A 19,574-nucleotide genomic window follows, 5' to 3' on the forward strand; every position below is an offset into this window, starting at 1 on the left:
CGGACCGGACAGAGCTGACCGGACAGAAGGGACCCCCATGCGCACCCGCCACGTCTTCCACGCCGTCGACTCCCACACCGAGGGCATGCCCACGCGCGTCATCACCGGCGGCGTCGGCGTCATACCCGGCGCCACCATGGCCGAGCGCCGCGAGCACTTCATCGGCCGACTCGACCATCTCCGCACCCTGTTGATGTACGAGCCGCGCGGCCACGCCGCCATGAGCGGCGCCATCCTCCAGCCTCCGACCCGCCCGGACGCCGACTACGGCGTGCTCTACATCGAGGTCTCCGGGCTGCTCCCGATGTGCGGGCACGGCACGATCGGCGTGGCCACCGTCCTCGTCGAGACCGGCATGGTGCCCGTCGTCGAGCCGGTCACCACCGTGCGCCTCGACACCCCGGCGGGACTGGTCAGCGTCGACGTCCACGTGACGGACGGGGCGGCGAAGGCGGTGACCTTCACGAACGTGCCCGCGTTCTGCGTCGCCCTCGACCGCAAGATCGACGTGCCGGGCCTCGGCACCGTCACCTACGACCTGGCCTTCGGCGGCAACTTCTACGCCTTCGTCGAACTCGCCGCCCTGGGGCTGCCGTTCGACCGCGCCCACAAGGAGGAACTGCTCGCCGCGGGGCTCGCGGTCATGGACGCCGTGAACGCCGACCCCGACCACCGCCCCGTCCACCCCGAACAGCCCGCCATCGCCGGACTCAAACACGTCTACCTCGCGGCACCCGGCTCCGACGCCCACCGCTCCCGGCACGCGATGGCCATCCACCCCGGCTGGTTCGACCGCTCGCCCTGTGGCACCGGCACCAGCGCCCGCATGGCACAGCTGCACGCGCGCGGCCAACTGCCCCTGGACCGCGACTTCGTCAACGAGTCCTTCATCGGTACGGAGTTCACCGGCCGCCTCGTCGAGGAGACCACGGTCGGCGGCACTCCGGCGGTCGTCCCCACCATCACGGGCCGCGCCTGGATCACCGGCACCGCCCAGTACTTCCTCGACCCCGAAGACCCGTTCCCGCAAGGCTTCCTGGTCTAGGCTTCCCGGTCGGACAACGTGACATTGTACGGTGGGGCCCGGCGGCGGCACCATCGAAAGGGAACGTCATGGGCTACCTGAAGCGCAACCTGGGCATGCCCCGCGAACGGCTCCGCGACCAGGTCGCCCACGCGCTGCGTGCCGCCCTCATCTCCGGTGAACTCCGGCCGGGGCAGGTCTACTCGGCGCCCGGCCTCGCGGAGGACTTCGGCATCTCCGCGACGCCGGTGCGCGAGGCGATGCTGGACCTGGCCCGCGAGGGCCTCGTGGAACCCGTACGCAACAAGGGATTTCGCGTCACGGAGGTCGACGAGGGTGACCTCGACCAGTACACCGAGATCCGGCTGCTCATCGAAGTGCCCATGATCGGGCGGATCACGCGCGGTGCCGCCCGCGAGGACCTGGAGGCGCTGCGCCCGGTCGCCGAGGAGATCGTGCGCGCCGCCCGCGAGCACGACCTCATCGGCTACCTGGACGCGGACCGGCAGTTCCACCTCTCGCTGCTCGCGCTCGGCGGCAACGCCCGCCTCGTCGAGACGGTCGGCGACCTGCGCAAGCGCTCCCGCCTGTACGGCCTGACGGGCCTCGACGAACGCGACCAGCTCCTCCCGTCGGCCGAGGAGCACGTCGAACTCCTCGACCTGATGCTGGCAGGGGACGCGGAAGGTGCGGAGAAGTGCATCACCCGGCACCTGGGGCATGTGCGGTCGCTGTGGGCGGAGCCGGGCGATGAGTGAGGCGGGCAGGGCCGGTGAGGGCAGTGAGGCTGCTGAGGCCGGTGAGGCCACGGTCACCGAGGCGGGCGGGACACACACGCCCTGGCTCGACGCCCCGCTCGTGACGGCACGCCTCACGCTGCGCCCCGTCGAGGAGCCGGACGTCCCGGTGCTGATGCCCCTGTGGTCCCACCCCGACGTCCGCCGCTACCTCGGCGGCCCGGTCCCGCGCGAGGTGATCGAGGCCCGCCGCGCGCGGGCCGCGGGCGCACCCGGCGTGTTCAGCGTGGTCCGCACGGCGGACGGCGCGCCCCTCGGCCTGGTCACGGTGAGGCCGGACGGCCACGGCGGCCGTACGGAGGTCGGGTATCTCTTCCTGCCGGACCACTGGGGCCGGGGCTACGCCCGCGAGGCGGTGGCCGCCGCGGTGGACTGGGCGCTGACCGAGGGCCCGCCCCCGAACGTCCCCGGCGAGGTGGTCGCGGTCACCCAGGCGGCCAACGCGCGCTCGCGCACGTTGCTGGAGGTGCTGGGCGCCCAACTGGCGGAACGGTTCGTGGAGTTCGGGGCGCCGCAGGTGATGTACGTGTTCAAGGAGCCGGTGTCGCCTGCCGGTTGAACCCTCCTGCTCCACCCTTTACGGCGGTCTCCCCTTACGGCGGTCTCCCCTTCGCGCGAGGCGTGTGCTGGACTGTCCCGACATCATCCGTACCCGGCGATGGCGGTGAACGCGGTGGCTCTTGAGGGCGAGTACGACCCGAGCCCGGCGCAGTGGATTCGTGAACAGGTCGAGCTGTACGAGAGTTCGGGCGGCACGCAAGGGACGACGCTCTGGGACACGGGCCTGCCCGTCGTCATCGTCACGATGCGCGGCGCGAAGAGCGGCAGGATCCGCAAGATCCCGCTGATGCGGGTGGAGCACGAGGGGCGGTACGCGGCGGTGGCCTCCAAGGGCGGCTTCCCGCACCACCCGGTCTGGTACTTCAACCTCAAGGCCGGCCCGCGGGTGGACCTCCAGGACGGCCCCGAGCGGCGGGGCATGACGGCCCGTGAGATCACCGGGGACGAGCGGGCCGAGTGGTGGGCGCGCGCGGTCGCCGCGTATCCGCCGTACGCCGAGTACCAGGAGAAGACCGACCGCGTGATCCCCGTCTTCGTCCTGGAACCCGAGCAGCCGGCCTGACCGCCACCGGCGCGGTCTCGTGAGACGGGACGGCGCCCCTGCCTCAGCCGTCCCCGCGGACGAGGGCGTGCACATGCATGTCGTGCCAGCCGTCCGCATGGCGCGCCGCGCCCCGCCGAACGCCCTCCTCGGTGAAGCCCGCCTTGACCGCGACCCGGCACGAGGCCGGGTTCGCCGTCGAGTGCTCGATCTCCAACCGGTGGAACCCGGCGGTGTGCAGCGCCCAGTCGCACAGCGCCCGCACCGCGCGGGGACACACGCCACGGCCCCGCGCGGCCGGCGCCGTCCAGTACGCGACCTCGGCGACGCCGTCCGGCAGGGCGAACGACTTGAGGGAGGCCCGGCCCAGGAGCGTGCCGTGCCCGGCGTCGACGACGGCCCAGCTGGCGCCCGTCTCGTCCGGCCAGTGCCGCTGCCACTGAGCGATCCAGTCGCGCGCCTCGGCCACGGAGTCGGCACGCCGCACGTGCCAGCGCTGGATCTCGGGATCCTCGAAGACCGCGCACACGTCCTCGGCGTCGGAGACCCGCCAGGGCCGCAGGGAGAGCTCCGCGTCGACGGGCAGCAGGGGCTGGGGTGTTGAGGCGAGGGATCCGGCGGGTATCGCGGGGGTGGCGAGGGTCGGCATGGGGGCACTTTAGGCCGGGGTCGGCGGCTCTTGCCGCGTCGGGGGCCGCGGCACTTCGGCGCGCGCCCGGCTTCGCTCGAGCAGGGGAGGCCACATGCGTCCCCGAGGGGCGGGCCCTGCGGCGGGAGTGCGGGACAGGTGGAGTGGGGTGCAGGCGTGGTGCGACAGGGGGCGCGTGCGGGGTGTCGCTCGCACGAGGGGGCGCCGCGGACGTGGGGGGGGGCGCGGACGTGGTCCGCGGGCACGACCCAGGGCCTGTCCGGCGGATCCTGCCGCGGTCGCCTCGGCGTGGCCGTCGTTGAGCGACGCACGGCTCGGCTCGCATTCCTGTTCCTGCGACCGGTCCCGCCGGACAGGCCCTGGTGGGGACGGGGGTTCAGTCCTGTCCAACGCCGCGTCGGCCGGGATCGTTCCGCTCCCCGATGTGACCTACCTCCACCCCGGCGGGGGCTGTCGGCAGGCCCGGCGCCCGCGCATAATCATGCGGCCTGATCCGCCGGACAGACCCAGGCTCCCCAACGGCCCCCCGGCCGACAGAGAGAGGACCCCCGCCTTGCCCGTATCCGCGCACCCCGAGCCCTCCCTGACCGACGTCCCCGCGGCAGCGGCCGGCACCTGGACGCTCGGTGATCTCACCGTCAACCGCGTCGGGTTCGGCGCCATGCGGCTGACCGGGAGCGCGGCCTTCGACCTCGGTGTGCCGAGCGACCGCGAGCGCTCCCTGGCCGTGCTGCGCCGTCTCGTCGAGCTCGGCGTGAACCACATCGACACGGCGGCCTTCTACTTCTCCCGGCTGCGCTCCGCCAACGAGCTCATCAACACCGCGCTCGCCCCCTACCCGAAGGACCTCGTCGTCGTGACGAAGGTGGGGCCGGGCCGGGACCCGTCGGGGGAGTGGTTCGCGGCCCGGCCGGACCAGCTGCGCGGGCAGGTCGAGGAGAATCTGCGGCAGCTCGGCCGCGACCACCTCGACGTGGTGAATCTGCGCCGGATGAGCCAGGAGTCGATCGCCGAGCACTTCGGCGCGCTTGCCGAGCTGCGGGACGCGGGGCTCATCCGGCACCTGGGCGTCGCCAACGTCACGGCGGCCCACCTGGCCGAGGCCCGGGCCATCGCACCGGTCGTCTGCGTGCAGAACCAGTACGGCCTGGACAGCCGTGAGCACGATGCCGTGCTGCGCCTGTGCGGCGCGGAGGGCATCGCTTTCGTTCCCTACTACTCCATCGCCGGGCCGGGGAAGGAAGCGGGCGCCGACGCCCGGGGCGGCGAGCAGGACCGCGTGCTCGCCGTCGCCGCCGCGCGCGGGATCTCGCCGACCCAGGTCCGCCTCGCCTGGACCCTCCGGCAGGGCCCGCACGTCCTGGCCATCCCGGGCACCGGCAACCCCGCCCACCTGGAGGAGAACGTGGCCGCCGGTGCCGTGCGCCTGACGGACGAGGAGCTGCGGGCCCTGACCGGCTGAACACCCGTGCGGGAGTGGTCAGTTCACAGCGGCCGTCGCGAAGGCGAGCGAGCGGGTGAAGATCTCCTCCACCTGGGGCTCGGGCAGCCGGTGCCAGCCGTGGTCGGCGCCCGGCACCGGCCACAGCTCGGCCCGCGCCCCGGCCTTGTCGAGCGCGGCGGCGAGGGCCTCGCTGTGGCTGAGGTGCACCATCGTGTCCGCCTCGCCGTGGACGAGCAGGAACGGCGGGGCATCCGCGGAGACCTGGGCGAGCGGGCTGGCCGCGCGGGCGAGGTCCGGGACCGCCGCGGGCGCCGCGCCGAGCAACTGGGCCTCGGGAAGAAGGGCGTTGTGGGGGTCGAAGCCGCCGCGCGCGGTGGTGAGGTCACTGGGCCCGTACCAGACGACGGCTCCGCGTACGTGCGGGGCGACGCCGGCCTCCTCCGCTCCGCCCGCTCCCTCGGCGCGGGGCCCGGTCAGGGCGAGCAGCGAGGCGAGGTGGCCGCCCGCGGACTCGCCCCACACCACGGTGCGCGCCGTGTCGAGCCCGAGTTCGGCGGCGCGCAGCGTCAGCCAGCGCAGGGCCGTGCGCAGGTCGTCGAGCGGGGCGGGGAAGACGGCCTCGCCGGTGAGCCGGTAGTCGACGCTCGCCACGGCGAAGCCCGCCGCCGCGATCCGCGCGAACGGCCCCGGCGTCCAGCCGCGCGTGCGCAGCCCCATGTCCTCGCGCCGCCCGCGCCGCCAGGCGCCCCCGTGCACGTAGAGGACGAGGGGCGGCCGCTCACCGGGGCCGGACTCCGGCAGCCACAGGTCGAGTTCGAGTGGCCGGGCGCCCTCGATCTCCCCGTACGGGATGCCGCGCAGCAGACGGACGCCGTCCCCGGCCGGGGCGGCGGGCGGCAGCGGGGCGACGTCCGGGTGCGGGACCGGGAGCAGTTCCCATACGGGGCGTTCGGTGGCTGTCATCGGAGCGGGGTCCTCCACTCGTGGTCGGGCAGGAAGGTGACGTCGAACTGCCGGGCGGCGTCGCCGAATCGCTGGGCTTCGGGGACGACAGGCCGCTGCGGCAGGCCGAGTTGCTCGGTGGGCGCACCCAGTGTCTCGAAGAACCTCTCGAAGGTGCCGCCGGGTCCCGCGCCGCCCGGTCCCGCGGCGACGCCGACGATCTGGGTGTGGTGCCGCTCCATGCGGTAGGCGTGGCGGCAGTTCTTGGGCACGAAGCCGAAGTCGCCGGGCGTGAGCAGCTTCTCCTGCTGCTCGCCCCCGGCGTCCTCGACGAACAGGCGGACGGCGCCCTGGGTGACGTAGAAGACCTCGTGGGTGTCGGTGTGGAGATGGGCGGGGATGAGGTCGCCCCGGGGCCCTTCCACGGTGAAGAAGTTGAAGCTGTTCTCGGTCTGCTCGCCGCCCGCGTAGATGGTGATCAGGTCGCCGAACAGATGGGCGCGGTCGCCCTCACCCTTCTCGACGAAGTAGGGCTTGCCCGGTTCGGGGGGTATGCGCGACGCCCGCCGGTGGCGGGTGGCGTACTCGATGGTCATGCGGTGACTCCCTGGTCCGGCCCCGGAGTTGGGCCCCGGGATCCCTGAATGTCAGGTAGCCTGACATCTATGTCCGTGCCCCGCAACCTGCCCCAACTCCTCGGCGACGCCCGCCGCTGGTTCGACGAGAGCCTCCTCGCGGCCATGGCTGCGGCGGGGGCGACGCCGGTGTCCCCGACCCAGGTCCAGCTCTTCGCGGTCCTCGACGAGCGCGGCACGACGGTCGCGGAACTGGCCCGCCGCATGGGCGTCACCCGCCAGACCGCCCACCAGGCGGTGCACGGCCTGGTGGACGCGGGCCTGCTCGAACAGATCCCGGACCCCGCCTCCGCCCGGCAGCGCCTGATCCGCCGCACTCCGGAGGGCGAACGGGCCCACCACCAGGCCGAGTCGACGCTCAGGGAGCTGGAGGAGCAACTCGCCGACCGCATCGGCCACGACACGGTGGCGGCACTGCGGGCGGCCCTGGAATCCCTCACGCAGGAGGTACGAGGCGCGTGCTGAAACGCGGTGAACGAGTCGTCGGTACGGTCGTCGGCTCGGCGGTCGGGGACGCGCTGGGCGCTCCCTTCGAGTTCGGTCCGGAGGGCGCGTACTCCGCCCGCTTCCCGCGTACGTCCGAGGGCGGCGAGATGTGCGGAGGCGGCGGCTGGGACCCGGGCGAGGCCACGGACGACACGCAGATGGCCGTGCTGGTCGGCGAGTCCCTGCTGGAGCGGGGCGGCCTCGACCTGCCCGACATCTTCGCGCGCTTCCAGCGGTGGGCGGCGAGCGAGCCCAAGGACATCGGGCTGCAGACCGAGTCCGTCCTGACCAGCGGCGACCCCTGGGACCGGGCCGCTGCGCTGCACTTCCAGATCAGCCAACGGGCGGCAGGCAACGGCTCGTTGATGCGGGCGTCGACGTCCGCCGTCCACTTCGCCAACACGGGCCGGACGGCCACGATGGACGCCGCCCGGCGCATCGCCGCGCTCACCCACGGCGACCGCGCCGCCTGGGAGGGCACCGCCCTGTTTCACGAACTCGTCCGAGTGGCCCTGGAGGGCACCGACCCGCTGCACGCGCTGCCGGACGCCCTCGCACACGTCCACCCCGACCACCGCGAGCGCTACGCCACGGTCCTGGCCCCCGGCTGGCACCCCGACGACGCCACCGAGTTCAACGGCGCCGTCTGGCCGTGCCTGGGCACGGCGGTGTGGGCGCTGCGCACCACCGGGGACTACGCGGACGCGGTGCGCGCGGCGATCGACGCCGGGGGCGACACGGACACCGTCGCGGCGGTCACCGGGGGGCTGGCCGGTGCCTGGTACGGCGCCGACGCGATCCCGGTCCGCTGGACGGAGGCGTTGCACGTGCCGCTGCCCGGGTTCGGTGAACGGGTGCTGCGGGTGGGCGAGTTGCGGGAGCTGGCCGACCGTCTCGGGGGATGAGTCCGTACCGCGCTGGTTGTACGGCCCCGCCCTGATGCCTCAGAGGTTTACCCCCGAGTGGATCTCAGGTCGGAGGACAGCCAGGAGGAGGGGCATCTAGGTTCGACGCGTCCGACCGCCTATCTGAAGGAGTGTCGTCACATGTCACCTGTCGCCCTGGAAGCCGCCGAAGCCACCGAAGCCGTCGAAGGCATCGAAGGCATCGAAGGCATCGAGGATGTCTTCGACCTGGACGTGGAGATAGAGCTGAGCTCCGCCGAACCCGACGCGGCCTTTCCGACCATCGGCTGTACGGGCAGCTGCCAGACGGTCATCAATCCCCTTACCTGCGTCAGCTGTTGAGGCCCGACAGCCGTTGAGACCGCGAACCGTTGATGACGCCGGTGTCGGCTGATCCGGCACCGTCTCGGGGGGCCCGCGCCGCCGGGCCCTTCGAGGCGGTGCACGCGGCCCTGTTGCGCTCCCCGCTCCGTCCCCTCGAACCGCCACGCTGGCTGACGGCGGCCACGTCCCCCGTCGAACTGCTCGAAGGCGCGGCCTCGGACGCGCTGTTCATGGACGCCCTGCGCGTCGCCAGCCCCTCCCTCGCGCGTCTCGTCGGCCTCGGCCTGACACCCGGGAAGCTCGCCGCGCGCCCGGCGGGCCAGGTGCGCAAGGCAGCCGTGTCGGTGGCGCGTTACGAGTGCCGACTGCGCACCCGCAGCACCCCCTTCGGGCTGTTCGCGGGCGTGGCCCCGGTGCGGGCCGGCGCTTCGGCGAAGGTGCAGTGGCGCTCGGAGCCGGTCAGCCGCACCCAGGCCGACCTGGACTGGCTGGCCGGTCTCGTACGTCGCTGGGAGAGCGAACCGGAGATCCTCGCCCATCTCGTGCTGCGCAGACACGCGGGCCTGGTGACGCGCGGGCGGCGCCTCGCGGTGCTCGCACCCTCGCATGTGGCCCCGGAACAGGGCGGTCGCCCTCGCGACGACGTGTCGATCCGCTGCACGGCGGCCGTCCGGGCCGCGCTGGACAGCGTGGGCGACGGCGAGGGCGAGGGCGTGGGCGTGGTCGCGGGCGATGTCGTGCGCGACCTGGAGCGGCGCTTCCCCGGCGCCCCCGCGGGTGCGGCGCTGCGGGTGGTGCGGACCCTGGTGGAACAGGAGTTCCTGCTGTCGGAGCTGCGCCCCGCGCTGGACGGCTCCGATGCCTCGGCGTGGACCGTCGAGGTACTCGACCGCCTCGTACGGCGCGGCTGCGCGGCGGCCCGGGCGCCGCTGGCCGCCCTCCGGCGGTTCGACGCCGCCCGGGCGCGCCATGACGCGACGCCGCTGGGGGAGCGGCGCGACAGCATGAAGCAACTGGCTGCTGGTGCGGCTGAGTTGGGCGGCAATGGGGAGGGCGCCGTCCATGTCGACCTCTCGCTCGGCGCGGACGTCCGCCTGCCCGTCGACGTCTTCGACGAGGCGGCGCGCGCCGCCGGCGTGCTGTGGCGTATGGCCCCGCCCCTGCCGGGCGCGTCACAACTGGCCGCCTACCACGCGGAGTTCCTGGAGCGATACGGCGTCGACCGCGTCGTACCGCTGCCCGAGCTCCTCGACGACGTACGAGGGCTCGGCGCGCCCGCCGGGTACACCTGGCCCCGGCACTCGGCCCACCGTTCCCCCTTGGCAGCCCCCGCCGCTCCCGAGAGGCCCGCGTTCGCGGCTCCGTCGCCGTACGGCCGTCTCCTGAGCCGCGGCGTGGCGGAGGCGCTCCGTGACGGTGCGCGCGAAGTGGTCCTGGACGACGAGACGGTGGCACGGCTCGCGCCCGACCCCGTCGACCTTCAACAGGTCCCGGAATCCTGCGAGTTCTACTTTCAACTGCTCGCCCGCTCCGAGGCCGCGCTGTCCGGCGGGGAGTTCCTGCTCGCGGCCGGGCCCTGGCCGGGGCCGTTGGAGGCGGGGGCGAGCATGGGCCGGTTCGCGGGGCTCCTGGGCTCGCTCCCGGACGAGGCCGTCGCCGCGTGCCTGCCGGACGCCGACACCACCGGCAGCCACGGCGAGCTGCCCCTCACCCTCGCCTACCAACCCCGCCTGAGCCGGGCCCGCAACGTCGCCAACTGCCCTGCCACCGCCCCGTATCGGCTCTCCTTGGGCGTGCCACCCGTGGCGGGAGAACGCGAGGTCGGCCTCGACGACCTGGCCGTCGGCGCCGAGCCCGACCGCCTGTACGTGGTGCATCTGCCGACGGGCCGCCGGGTGCGCCCGCGCGCCCACCACGCGCTCGACGCACAGGGACAGGCCCCCAACGCGGCGCGGCTCCTCCTGGACATCGGCCGATTCGGGCAGCGCTTCCCGCGCCCGTGGGAGTGGGGCCCGCTCGGCGATCTGCCGTACCTGCCACGAGTGCGGTACGGCAGGTCGGTCCTCGCCGCGGCGCGCTGGCGCCTGGACGAGCTGGGCGAGCGGGCGACGAGCGGCGCCACGGAGCCGGGCAGGGACGGGAGCAGAGGGCAGGGCCGGGACGCGGAGCAGGAGTGGCGGGAGGCCGTCGCGGCGTGGCGCCGCCGGTGGTCGGTCCCCCGGCACGTGGTCGTGGGCCAGTTCGACCGGCGGCTCCGGCTCGACCTGGAGTGCCGCTGGCACTTGGACGTGCTGCGCGACCTGGCCGCGAAGCAGCCCGACTTGGTGGCGGAGGAGGTGCCCGGCGGCGCCGAACAGGAGGACGGCTGGCTGCGGGACGGCACCGGCTCGCACCACGTGGCGGAACTCGTCGTACCGTTCCGCAGGGCGGAACTCGTGCGCGCCCGCTCCGCCCCTGACGTGCCGACCGCCCCGGCGCCGCACCATGCCCTGGCGCCCCACGGTGCTCCGGGAGCCCACGGCCCGGTGCCCCACCTCGCTCCGGCGGCCCGCGGAGCTCTGGCGGCTCACGACGCTCCAGTGGCCCACCACGCCCCGGTGCCCCACCACGCCCCCCACCAGCGGCTCAGCCTGCCCGGCGAGGAGTGGCTGTACGCCAAGCTCCATCTGCCCGCCCGCGCCATCGACTCCTTCCTGTGCGAGCGCCTCGCCCCCTTCCTCGGCGGCCTGGCAGACGCGGAACGCGGCGCCGTGGACCGCTGGTTCTTCATCCGCTACCACGACGGGGCCGACCATCTGCGACTCCGCTTCCACGGATCGCCCAACGCCCTTTGGGGCCGCTTCTTCCCGCGCCTGCGGGACGCCGTGCGGCGGTGGACGGACGAGGGGGTGACCGGCCGGTTCGTCCTCGACACGTACGACCCTGAGTGGGAGCGCTACGGCGGCCCGTGCGCACAGGAGGCGGCAGAACGCTACTTCTGCGCGGACAGCGAGGCTGCCCTGGTCCTGCTCGCGGCCGCCCGGAGCGGGAGGCCCGGCCTGGACACCACCGCGGTCGCGGCGATCGCCCTCGCGTCCCTGGCGCAGGGCATCGGGCGGCTGCCGCCCGGCGGCCAGGGGGAGACGGGGAGGTACGGCGGCGCCGGCACCGTGGCGGCGGCCTGGTTGTCCGGGATGGCCTCCGCACGCGACGTACCGGACGACTTCCGCGAACGTCGCGCCGACTGGCTGCGGTTGATAGACCCCGGGGGCGGCTGGCCGGGGCTGCGCCGGAACGCCGAGGGCCGCGCCGTCCTCGCGGCACTCACCGACCGCACCGCGGCCCTGCGTACGTACGTGGACCAACTCGGCCCCGTTGCCGCAGACGCTGCACACGCCGCAGACGCCGCGGCCGCTGCCACGCTCCACCAGGTCGTGCCGAGCCTCGCGCACCTGACCTGCAACCGGCTCCTCGGCACCGACCGGGACGCCGAACGCCGGGCCCTCGCGGTGGCGCGCGCCTGCGTGGTGGCCCATGCCGACCGCCAACGGCACGGGAAGAAGGACATGTCCGAGAAGGAGAAGAGGTGTTGAGGAGTTGAGGTCCACGAGCACGGTGGAATCGGCGATCGAGGAGGTGGCCCGCACGCTCGCCGACCCCCGGCACGTGGCGCACCGCGGCGTCGACGCCACAGGAGCCCCCGCGGCCCGGGCCGACAGCCTGGAGGGGAACGCCGGGGTGGCGCTGTTCTTCGCGGAGCTCGCCCGACGTGACCGGGCCTGGCTGCGCACGGCCCACGCCCACGTCTCGGTGGCGGCGCAGGCACTCACGGACACATCCCCCTCGGTGGGCCTGCACATGGGGCCCGCCGCCGTGCTGGCCGCCGTCCAGGCGTGCGCCCCGCACGGCGGGCACTATCCGACGCTGCGCCGCCGGCTCGTGACGTACCTGGCTGACGAGCAGCGGGGCCGGGTCGCGGCGGAGCGGGCGGCGGGGGCGGCGCGCGGCGGAGGGGTGCGCTGGGCCGGGTACGACGCCATCGCCGGACTGTCGGGGACCGGCCGGCTGCTGCTCAGCGCCTGCCTCGAGGGCGGGGCCGAAGAGCGCGCGGCGAGCGGCCCCGCGCTGCGCGACACCCTCACGTACCTCACCGGGCTGTCCCGGCCGGTCTCCGCGCACGGCAGAGAGGTGCCGGGCTGGTGGGTGCCGGAGCCGCTCCTGGTGATGGACTTCGACCGGGAGCGGTACCCGCGTGGCGAGTTCAACGTCGGTATGGCGCACGGGATCTCCGGCCCACTGACCCTGCTCGGGCTGTGCGCGCAGCACGGCATACGGGTCCCCGGCCAGGACGACGCGCTCCAGCGCATCGGAGGCTGGCTCGCGAACCGTACGCGGACCGACCCCGCCGGGCCGCACTGGCCCGCACGCATCGCCTTTGACGAGGAGGTGGGCCATGACCGTGGTGACGACGGCGGGCGCGGTCACGGTGATGGTGGCGCAGGCATGGGTTGGGGCGAAGGCGTTGGAGGCCGCGGAGGGAGAGGTGAGGGCAGGGTCAGGAGTGGTGGTGACGAAGGGGGAGGTGGAGGCCGTGGCGACGGCGGAGGCAACGGCCGTGGGCCTGACGCCGGCGAAGGCAGCGGCGACCGCGGCCGCGACGGCGCAGGCGTCGAGCGGCCGAGCTGGTGCTACGGCACCCCGGGCATCGCCGCCGCCCTGTACCTGGCGGGCCAGGTCAGTGACGAACCCGGCTGGCAGCTCCTGGCCCGCACCGCGCTGCACGCCCTGCCGCACCGGCACGACCTGAGCGACCCCCGCCACCCTCACCGCCCTCACCGCCCTCATCACCCCAGCCATCCCCTCCACCCCACAGGCGACCCGCTGCCGAGCCCCATCGTCTGTCACGGCCAGGCGGGCCTGCTCCAGGCGGCCTGGCGCCTCGGCCGGGCAACCGGGGATGCCTCCCTGCTCGGTCAGGCGGCCACGGCGGGCCGACGCATCCTCGAACTCGCGGACCCGGACGCGCCGTTCGGCTTTCCCTCCGCGCCGCAGCCCGTCCCCGGCATCCTTCAGGGCGCCGCCGGGATCGGCGCGGCCCTGCTGTCCCTCGTCCCGAACACGTCGGACCCGTACTGGGACCGTGTACTGCTGCTGTCCTGACGGCTCCCGGCCCCGGCCCCCGGCTCTCCAACCCCCGGCCCCCGACCCCCGGTCCCGCCACGCGCCGTCCCGCACCCCCCTGCCCCGCCCCGCGCAGGCGTCTCACTCGGAGCTCACCTCAAGAAGCTGCTCCATGCGCGCCTCGTCCAGGTCGAGCGCGTGCTGGGCGTGGGTGAGGGCGCGGGAGCTGTACGTGCCGCGGGAGCGGGCGGACAGGAGCGTCTCGCGTTCGGCGGTGAGCACGGCGAGGCGGAGCTGGATGTACTGGGCGCGTTGAAGATCCGCGGCCTCGACCCGCGCGGCCTCCTCAACTGCAGCCGCCTCCGCCTCAGCCGCCTCCACCTCCGCCTTGGCCTTCGCCTCCACCGCAGTCTCTCCCACCGCAGCCGCGGCCTCTCCCCCCACCATCCCCTCCTCCGCACCAGCTGCAGCCCCTCCCCCCTCGGGCGACCGCGACCGCCCCCGCACGCTGTCCGCGCGGACCCGGTCCACGACCTCGGGCGCGACCGCGCCGGGCCCCCTCCCGTCGGTGTCGACCCCGTCGAGCACGGCGGCCGCCGCGTCGCCGAGTTCGGTGAGGAGGCCGACGTAGTCCGCGCGCAGCACCTCGGGGTCGTCGCCGGGGACCCGTACGCCGCGGATGACGGCGGGCAGCGTAAGCCCCTGGAGAAACAGGGTCGTTGCCGCGACGACGAAGGCGACGAGGATCAGCTGGGGGCGGTACGGGGTGTCGTCGGGGAGGGTCTGCGCCGCCGCCACGGTGATCGCGCCGCGCATCCCGGACCAGGCGAGGACGACGCCGCCGCGCCAGCCCAGGGTCTCCTTGAGGACGAAGTCCACGTGGGCGGAGACCCGGGTGACCCGGCGCCTGATGCGCTGCAGCTGCCGCTCGCTGAACCGGCCGTCGTCGCGCTCCGCGGAGTCGGTGGCGTCCAACCGGGCCTGCATGCGCTCCAGATGGGGCTTGGCCTCGGCGGCGCGCCGCTCGTCCTTGCGCAGGGCGGCGACGAGCGGCGCCACGAACACCATCCGCGCCACGATGACGAACACGGCGGCGGCGAGGCCCACGCCGAGGGCCCGCCAGGCGCTCAGGCCGTGGTCGTGGACGTCGTCGATGAGGGCCTTGAGGCCGAGGCCCATGAGCAGGAAGACGGTGCTCTCCAGGAGGAACGCGACGGTGCGCCAGTTGGTGGCCTCGGCGAGGCGGTCCTGCGCGCGCAGGAAGCGCGGGCTCTGATGACCCGTCACCAGCCCGGCCACGACCACCGCGAGGACCCCGGACGCGTCGAACTCCTCGGCGGGCACGTACGCGACGAAGGGGATCACGAAGGAGATCGCGGTGTTGAGGACGGTGTCCTTGAGGAGCGCGCGGACCCGCACGTTCACGACGCCCACGACCAGGCCCGCCGCGACGGCCACCACCACTGAGAACACGAAGTCCCCGGCCACTCCCCACACCGAGACGCTGCCCGCGATCGCGGCGATCGCCGAGCGCAGCAGGACAAGGGCCGAGGCGTCGTTGACGAGGCCCTCGCCCTCCAGGACGGTCAGCAGCCGCGACGGAAGCCCGAGCCGCTTGCCCACGGAGGTCGCGGCCACCGCGTCGGTCGGGCTCACCACCGCGCCGAGCGCGAACGCGGCGGGCCAGCCCACCTCGGGCAGCAGCCAGTGGAAGAGCCACCCGGCGCCCAGGGTGGTCACCACGACGAGGAGCACCGCGAGCCCGCTGATCGTCTTGAAGTTCCGGCGGAAGTCGAGCGCGGGCATGGTGACGGCCGACGAGTACAGCAGCGGCGGCAGCACCCCGGCCAGGATCCACTCGGGCTCCACGTCCGGATGCGGCACCCCGGGCACGAAGCTGAGCCCGATGCCGACGACCACCAGGCTCAGCGGGGCGGCGAGGCCGAGCCGCTCGGAGAAGGCGGCCACGGCCACGATGCTGACGACGCCGACGATCGCGATCAGGGTCAGTTCCATGTGACGCATTGTCAGCAACCGCGGGGGCGAACGGCGGAGCACCAGGGGAGTGTCGGCGGTTCTAGAACGATCTTCTAGAAAAGTCCTCCAAAAAGTCCTCTGGAGGGCCCCCTTCATGGTCCACACTCATGGCCATGGCACGTCATGGACATGAGTCGTCGAGCTTACGGAGCGCACGGTGAGGCGAGGAAAGAAGCGGACGTCGGAGCCGTCCGTGTACGGTCCCGTCCACCGGCCGGTGCGCGGCAACCCGTACGCGGACCCCCAGCGGTCGCGCGGCAGGCCCGCGGTCGTGGCCGGTGCGGTGCTCGCCGCTCTGCTGCTGATCGGCGGGGGAGTGTTCCTGGTCACGAGGGGCGAAGACGGCGGCGGCGACCAAGCCGAAGCGACGCGCACGCCCTCGCCGCGCGCCAGCGCCGAAGGCGACGCCAAGCCCGCACGCCCCGAGCCGAGCGCGAGCGCTCCCGACCACTGGGCCAAGGACGTCAACGCGGACCGCAAGCCCGGTGAGGCCAAGGTGTGGCGGGCCCTGAACACGGGGGCCGTGCCGGGCAACGGGGCTTCGCTGCACGACGTGTGGACCGTCGGCGACACCGTGGTGCAGGCCGGGTACAAGGACATCACCGCCTACCGGGCCTCCGACGGCTCGACCGCGTGGTCCGTCGAGATGCCCAACAAGATCTGCGACACCCCGGTCAACCCCACGCCGGACGGCAAGATCGTGGTCGCGTACCAGAACGGCAAGAACGACCGCGCCCGGTGCGGCCAGCTGCAGATGATCGACCTGCGCACCGGCGACAAGGGCTGGCACAAGGAGCTGACGGAGCACAGCACCCTCGACAGCACCATCATCGTGCACCTCGCCATCTCCAAGGACACCGTGCTGGTCGGCCAGAACATGGTGGCGTACGCCTACCGCGTCAGCGACGGCAAGCGCCTGTTCACGTCGAAGAAGGAGTTCAAGGGGTCCTGCTACCCCAATGACGTGGCCGGCGGCACCCGGCTCCTGGAGATCGACAACTGCGGGATCAGCGCCCCGAAGCCGTACGACCAGCTCAAGGAGATCGACCCGAGGACCGGCCACGTGAAGTGGCGCTACGTGGGCAAGAAGGGCTGGTACATCGAGAAGGTCTACTCCGTCGACCCGATCGTGATCACCGTCAAGAACCGCGAGGACATGGACCGTTGGTCCGTCGTCGCGGTCGACGGCCGCGGCAAGGAGCGGTCCACGCTGAAGTTCGGCTCCTACCCCTTCGAGCGGTGCGACGGCAGCGGGGACTCCGGTGAAGGCGCGCAGAACTGCGCGGGGGCGGCCGTCGGCACGGACCGGTTCTACCTGGCGACCAAGCCGAAGGGCGGCCTCCTCGGGGCCAACAAGGTCGTCGCCTTCGACCTGGACTCCGGCAAGGTGAAGTGGGCCTCCGGGAGCGGGAGTTACCAGCTGATGCCCCTGCGCGCGGAGGGGGCGGGCAAGAAGGCGAAGGTCGTCACGTACGCGCGGGCGGCCACCGGCAAGGCCGGGCGCACCGTCCGCTTCGGCCCCCGGGGCGGTGAGCCCGAGGTGCTGCTCAAGCATCCGGCGTCGGCCGCGAAGGTGGAGTCAGGGATGTACGCGTCGACGACCCTCTACCGCGACGGCCGCTTCTTCGTGGCACCGTCCCGCCTCGACGGCGACTCCTACGACGACGACGCGGAGCGGTCCCGGCTGCTCTCGATCGGGCGGTGATCCCCCTGTGACGCCCTCCCCATTACTTCGATGATGGTGATACTTTGACTGGCATCGAACTAATGGGGGAGGAATCATGGTTGAGGCCAGAGCGGTGCGGTTCGACAGGATCGGCGGGCCCGAGGTCCTTGAAGTGCGCGACGTCGAGGTCGGTGAGCCCGGCCCCGGGGAGATTCGGATCCGCGTGGACGCCATCGGCCTGAACCGGGCCGAGGTGATGTTCCGCGAGGGCACGTACTACCTGCGGCCGGAGTTCCCCTCGGGGCTCGGCTACGAGGCGGCGGGCACCGTCGAGGCGGTCGGCCCGGGCGTCACCGGGTTCGCGGTGGGCGACCCCGTCGGCGTGGTGCCCGCGTTCCGGCAGACCGACTACGGCACGTACGGCGACCGCGTCCTGGTTCCGGCGGCCGCCACCGTGCCGCGTCCCGCCGGGGTCGCGCCCGAGCAGGCCGCGGCGGTGTGGATGGCCTACCAGACCGCGTACGGGGCGCTGGTGGAGGACCAGCGCAACCGCCCCGGCGACCACGTCCTGATCACCGCCGCCTCCAGCAGCGTCGGCCTGGCCGCGATCCAGACCGCCCACCGCATCGGCGCGATCCCCATTGCCACGACCCGCACCCCGGAGAAGAAGCAGCGCCTCCTGGACGCCGGAGCCACCCACGTCGTCGTCACCGACGAGGAGGACCTCGTCGTGCGCGTCAAGGACATCACCGACGGGGCGGGCGTGCGCACCGCCCTCGACCCCGTCGCGGGCCCCGGCGTCGAGACCATCGCCCAAGCCATCGCCCCCGGGGGCCAGTTGATCGTCTACGGCGCCCTCGACCCGCGCCCGACCCCGCTGCCGGGCGCCCGCAGCTACCCGGCGCTCACCACCCGCACGTACACGATGCACGAGGTCACCCAGGACCCCCAACGCCTCGCCCGCGGCGTCGCGTTCATCAACGCGGGCCTCGCCGACGGCTCGTTCACCCCGGTCGTCGACCGCGCCTTCGACCTGGAGGACATCGTGGCGGCGCACCGCTACCTGGAGTCCAACGCGCAGGTGGGCAAGGTCGTGGTGACGGTGCGGCACTGAGGGGGCCACCGGGGCGGTACGTACTCGCCGCGCGCACGCACGCTCCGCGCGGCGAAAACCCGGGTGCCCGCCCCCGGGCCCCGTCCGTACCATGACCCGCCATGACCACCCCCGCACACCCGTCCATCACCCCCTTCCGCGTCGACATCCCCCAGGAGGACCTCGACGACCTCCACGCCCGACTCGACCGGACCCGCTGGCCCGACGAACTGCCGGGCGTGGGCTGGGCGTACGGCATCCCGCGCGGCTATCTGCGCGAGCTCGCGGACCACTGGCGCCACGCCTACGACTGGCGGGCCGCGGAGGCCAGGCTGAACGAGTGGCCGCAGTTCACCACCACGATCGACGGAGCGCACCTGCACTTCGCGCACCTCCGCTCCCCGGAGCCGGACGCCGTCCCGCTGCTCATGACGCACGGCTGGCCCGGCTCCGTCGTGGAGTTCACGGACGTCGCGGGACCGCTCACCGATCCCCGCGCCCACGGCGGCGACCCCGCCCACGCCTTCCACCTGGTGCTGCCGAGCATCCCGGGCTTCGGCCTGTCCGGGCCCACCCGCGAGACCGGCTGGGAGTTCGTGCGGGTCGCCGCCGCGTTCGCCGAGCTGATGGAGCGCCTCGGCTATGAGCGGTACGGGGTGCAGGGCGGCGACTGGGGAGCGGCCGTCTCCCGGGAGCTCGGCCGGACCCGGCCCGACCGCGTCATCGGCGTCCACCTCAACCTGCTGCCGAACTCGGGCGCCACCCACGAACCCACCCCCGACGAGCTCGCCGCGCTCGACCCCGACGAGCGCGCGCGGACGCTGGCCTCCTGGCGCCGCTTCCGTGACTGGACCCGGGACCGGCAGGGCTACGCCGACCTTCAGTCCACCCGCCCGCAGACCCTCGCCTACGCCCTCACCGACTCACCCGTCGGCCAACTCGCCTGGATCGCCGAGAAGTTCAAGGAGTGGACCGACGCGACGGACCGCCCCGAGGACGCCGTCGACCGCGACCAGCTGCTCACCAACGTGATGCTGTACTGGCTGACCGGCACGGCGGGCTCGTCCGCGCGGATCTACTACGAGCGGGCCCACGCCGGGCACTGGGGCACGTCCCCGGAGCCCTCGACGACGCCCACCGCGCTCGCCGACTTCCCCCGCGACAACTTCATCCCGCTGCGCCACATCGCCGAGCGGACGAACAACATCGTGCAGTGGACCTCGTACGACCGTGGCGGTCACTTCGCGGCGATGGAGCAGCCGGAGCTGCTGGTCGACGACATCAGGCGGTTCTTCTTCGGGACGCTGGCCCGTTGACTCGTCAGTACGCGACTGCTTGAGTGCGCCGACTCCTTCAGTACGCCGACTCCT

17 protein-coding genes are annotated in these 19,574 nt (G+C 73.5%); 13 read left to right on the forward strand and 4 right to left on the reverse strand.

All coding sequences use genetic code 11. The features are described from left to right. The first annotated feature begins 37 nt into the window (after positions 1–37). From ACQB60_RS21870 to ACQB60_RS21885, 4 genes are all read left to right on the forward strand, one after another. Positions 38–1,045: a proline racemase family protein gene (locus ACQB60_RS21870; protein ID WP_496927744.1), complete on the forward strand. Its 1,008-nt coding sequence runs from the start codon at positions 38–40 to the stop codon at positions 1,043–1,045. Between the two features lie 68 nt (positions 1,046–1,113). After that, complete coding sequence (locus ACQB60_RS21875) at positions 1,114–1,782, forward strand: GntR family transcriptional regulator (RefSeq protein WP_496927745.1); 669 nt, start codon at positions 1,114–1,116, stop codon at positions 1,780–1,782. Beyond that, a complete protein-coding gene (locus ACQB60_RS21880; RefSeq protein WP_496927746.1) occupies positions 1,775–2,380 on the forward strand; it encodes a GNAT family N-acetyltransferase in 606 nt (201 codons plus the stop codon). Before ACQB60_RS21875 ends, ACQB60_RS21880 begins: the two co-directional genes overlap by 8 nt. Before the next feature lie 114 nt (positions 2,381–2,494). Beyond that, positions 2,495–2,944 (forward strand): nitroreductase family deazaflavin-dependent oxidoreductase, encoded by a 450-nt coding sequence (locus ACQB60_RS21885; RefSeq protein ID WP_496927956.1) that lies wholly within the window; start codon positions 2,495–2,497, stop codon positions 2,942–2,944. 43 nt (positions 2,945–2,987) lie between these two features. On the opposite strand, the gene ACQB60_RS21890 is transcribed toward ACQB60_RS21885, so the two are convergent. Beyond that, a complete protein-coding gene (locus ACQB60_RS21890) occupies positions 2,988–3,572 on the reverse strand; it encodes a GNAT family N-acetyltransferase (RefSeq protein ID WP_496927747.1) in 585 nt (194 codons plus the stop codon). Positions 3,573–4,125: 553 nt separating this feature from the next. Here ACQB60_RS21890 and ACQB60_RS21895 point away from each other — a divergent pair. Beyond that, a complete protein-coding gene (locus ACQB60_RS21895) occupies positions 4,126–5,034 on the forward strand; it encodes an aldo/keto reductase (protein ID WP_496927748.1) in 909 nt (302 codons plus the stop codon). Between the two features lie 18 nt (positions 5,035–5,052). Here the strand turns inward: ACQB60_RS21895 and ACQB60_RS21900 are convergent, their stop codons facing one another. Both ACQB60_RS21900 and ACQB60_RS21905 read right to left on the reverse strand, forming a co-directional pair. Further along, complete coding sequence (locus ACQB60_RS21900; RefSeq protein WP_496927749.1) at positions 5,053–5,979, reverse strand: alpha/beta hydrolase fold domain-containing protein; 927 nt, start codon at positions 5,977–5,979, stop codon at positions 5,053–5,055. Then, positions 5,976–6,554: a quercetin 2,3-dioxygenase gene (locus ACQB60_RS21905; RefSeq protein ID WP_496927750.1), complete on the reverse strand. Its 579-nt coding sequence runs from the start codon at positions 6,552–6,554 to the stop codon at positions 5,976–5,978. The genes ACQB60_RS21900 and ACQB60_RS21905 overlap by 4 nt, the downstream gene beginning before the upstream one ends. Before the next feature lie 69 nt (positions 6,555–6,623). On the opposite strand from ACQB60_RS21905, the gene ACQB60_RS21910 reads away from it, so the two are divergent. The 5 genes from ACQB60_RS21910 to ACQB60_RS21930 all read left to right on the forward strand — a co-directional run bounded on the left by ACQB60_RS21910 (position 6,624) and on the right by ACQB60_RS21930 (position 13,447). Continuing rightward, entirely contained in the window at positions 6,624–7,058 is a 435-nt protein-coding gene (locus ACQB60_RS21910; RefSeq protein ID WP_496927751.1) for a MarR family winged helix-turn-helix transcriptional regulator, read from the forward strand. Then, positions 7,055–7,984 carry an ADP-ribosylglycohydrolase family protein gene (locus ACQB60_RS21915; RefSeq protein ID WP_496927957.1) on the forward strand — a complete coding sequence of 310 codons (930 nt, stop codon included), beginning with the start codon at positions 7,055–7,057 and terminating at the stop codon, positions 7,982–7,984. Before ACQB60_RS21910 ends, ACQB60_RS21915 begins: the two co-directional genes overlap by 4 nt. Before the next feature lie 141 nt (positions 7,985–8,125). Next, positions 8,126–8,326, forward strand: coding sequence for an FDLD family class I lanthipeptide (locus tag ACQB60_RS21920; protein ID WP_496927752.1), 201 nt, complete (start codon positions 8,126–8,128; stop codon positions 8,324–8,326). A gap of 41 nt (positions 8,327–8,367) precedes the next feature. Then, complete coding sequence (locus tag ACQB60_RS21925; RefSeq protein ID WP_496927753.1) at positions 8,368–11,880, forward strand: lantibiotic dehydratase; 3,513 nt, start codon at positions 8,368–8,370, stop codon at positions 11,878–11,880. Between the two features lie 4 nt (positions 11,881–11,884). Next, positions 11,885–13,447, forward strand: coding sequence for a lanthionine synthetase C family protein (locus tag ACQB60_RS21930; protein WP_496927754.1), 1,563 nt, complete (start codon positions 11,885–11,887; stop codon positions 13,445–13,447). A 102-nt stretch (positions 13,448–13,549) separates the two neighbouring features. On the opposite strand, the gene ACQB60_RS21935 is transcribed toward ACQB60_RS21930, so the two are convergent. After that, positions 13,550–15,424 carry a cation:proton antiporter gene (locus ACQB60_RS21935; RefSeq protein WP_496927755.1) on the reverse strand — a complete coding sequence of 625 codons (1,875 nt, stop codon included), beginning with the start codon at positions 15,422–15,424 and terminating at the stop codon, positions 13,550–13,552. A 214-nt stretch (positions 15,425–15,638) separates the two neighbouring features. Here ACQB60_RS21935 and ACQB60_RS21940 point away from each other — a divergent pair, with 214 nt between their 5' ends. The 3 genes from ACQB60_RS21940 to ACQB60_RS21950 all read left to right on the forward strand — a co-directional run bounded on the left by ACQB60_RS21940 (position 15,639) and on the right by ACQB60_RS21950 (position 19,520). Beyond that, a complete protein-coding gene (locus ACQB60_RS21940; protein WP_496927756.1) occupies positions 15,639–17,150 on the forward strand; it encodes an outer membrane protein assembly factor BamB family protein in 1,512 nt (503 codons plus the stop codon). 76 nt (positions 17,151–17,226) lie between these two features. Further along, positions 17,227–18,225: a zinc-dependent alcohol dehydrogenase family protein gene (locus tag ACQB60_RS21945; RefSeq protein WP_496927757.1), complete on the forward strand. Its 999-nt coding sequence runs from the start codon at positions 17,227–17,229 to the stop codon at positions 18,223–18,225. Positions 18,226–18,326: 101 nt separating this feature from the next. Next, the gene (locus ACQB60_RS21950) at positions 18,327–19,520 is read left to right on the forward strand and encodes an epoxide hydrolase family protein (protein ID WP_496927758.1); all 1,194 of its coding nucleotides are present in this window, start codon (positions 18,327–18,329) and stop codon (positions 19,518–19,520) included. Positions 19,521–19,574: the final 54 nt, after the last annotated feature.

The organism is Streptomyces odontotermitis (genome assembly GCF_050510915.1).
Taxonomy (GTDB): domain Bacteria; phylum Actinomycetota; class Actinomycetes; order Streptomycetales; family Streptomycetaceae; genus Streptomyces.

Coding starts and splice junctions, on each gene's coding strand:
- ACQB60_RS21905 (WP_496927750.1), bottom strand. CDS start 6,554: ATGACCATCGAGTACGCCACCCGCCACCGGCGGGCGTCGCGCATACCC.
- ACQB60_RS21870 (WP_496927744.1), top strand. CDS start 38: ATGCGCACCCGCCACGTCTTCCACGCCGTCGACTCCCACACCGAGGGC.
- ACQB60_RS21875 (WP_496927745.1), top strand. CDS start 1,114: ATGGGCTACCTGAAGCGCAACCTGGGCATGCCCCGCGAACGGCTCCGC.
- ACQB60_RS21920 (WP_496927752.1), top strand. CDS start 8,126: ATGTCACCTGTCGCCCTGGAAGCCGCCGAAGCCACCGAAGCCGTCGAA.
- ACQB60_RS21910 (WP_496927751.1), top strand. CDS start 6,624: ATGTCCGTGCCCCGCAACCTGCCCCAACTCCTCGGCGACGCCCGCCGC.
- ACQB60_RS21890 (WP_496927747.1), bottom strand. CDS start 3,572: ATGCCGACCCTCGCCACCCCCGCGATACCCGCCGGATCCCTCGCCTCA.
- ACQB60_RS21945 (WP_496927757.1), top strand. CDS start 17,227: ATGGTTGAGGCCAGAGCGGTGCGGTTCGACAGGATCGGCGGGCCCGAG.
- ACQB60_RS21935 (WP_496927755.1), bottom strand. CDS start 15,424: ATGGAACTGACCCTGATCGCGATCGTCGGCGTCGTCAGCATCGTGGCC.
- ACQB60_RS21950 (WP_496927758.1), top strand. CDS start 18,327: ATGACCACCCCCGCACACCCGTCCATCACCCCCTTCCGCGTCGACATC.
- ACQB60_RS21880 (WP_496927746.1), top strand. CDS start 1,775: ATGAGTGAGGCGGGCAGGGCCGGTGAGGGCAGTGAGGCTGCTGAGGCC.
- ACQB60_RS21900 (WP_496927749.1), bottom strand. CDS start 5,979: ATGACAGCCACCGAACGCCCCGTATGGGAACTGCTCCCGGTCCCGCAC.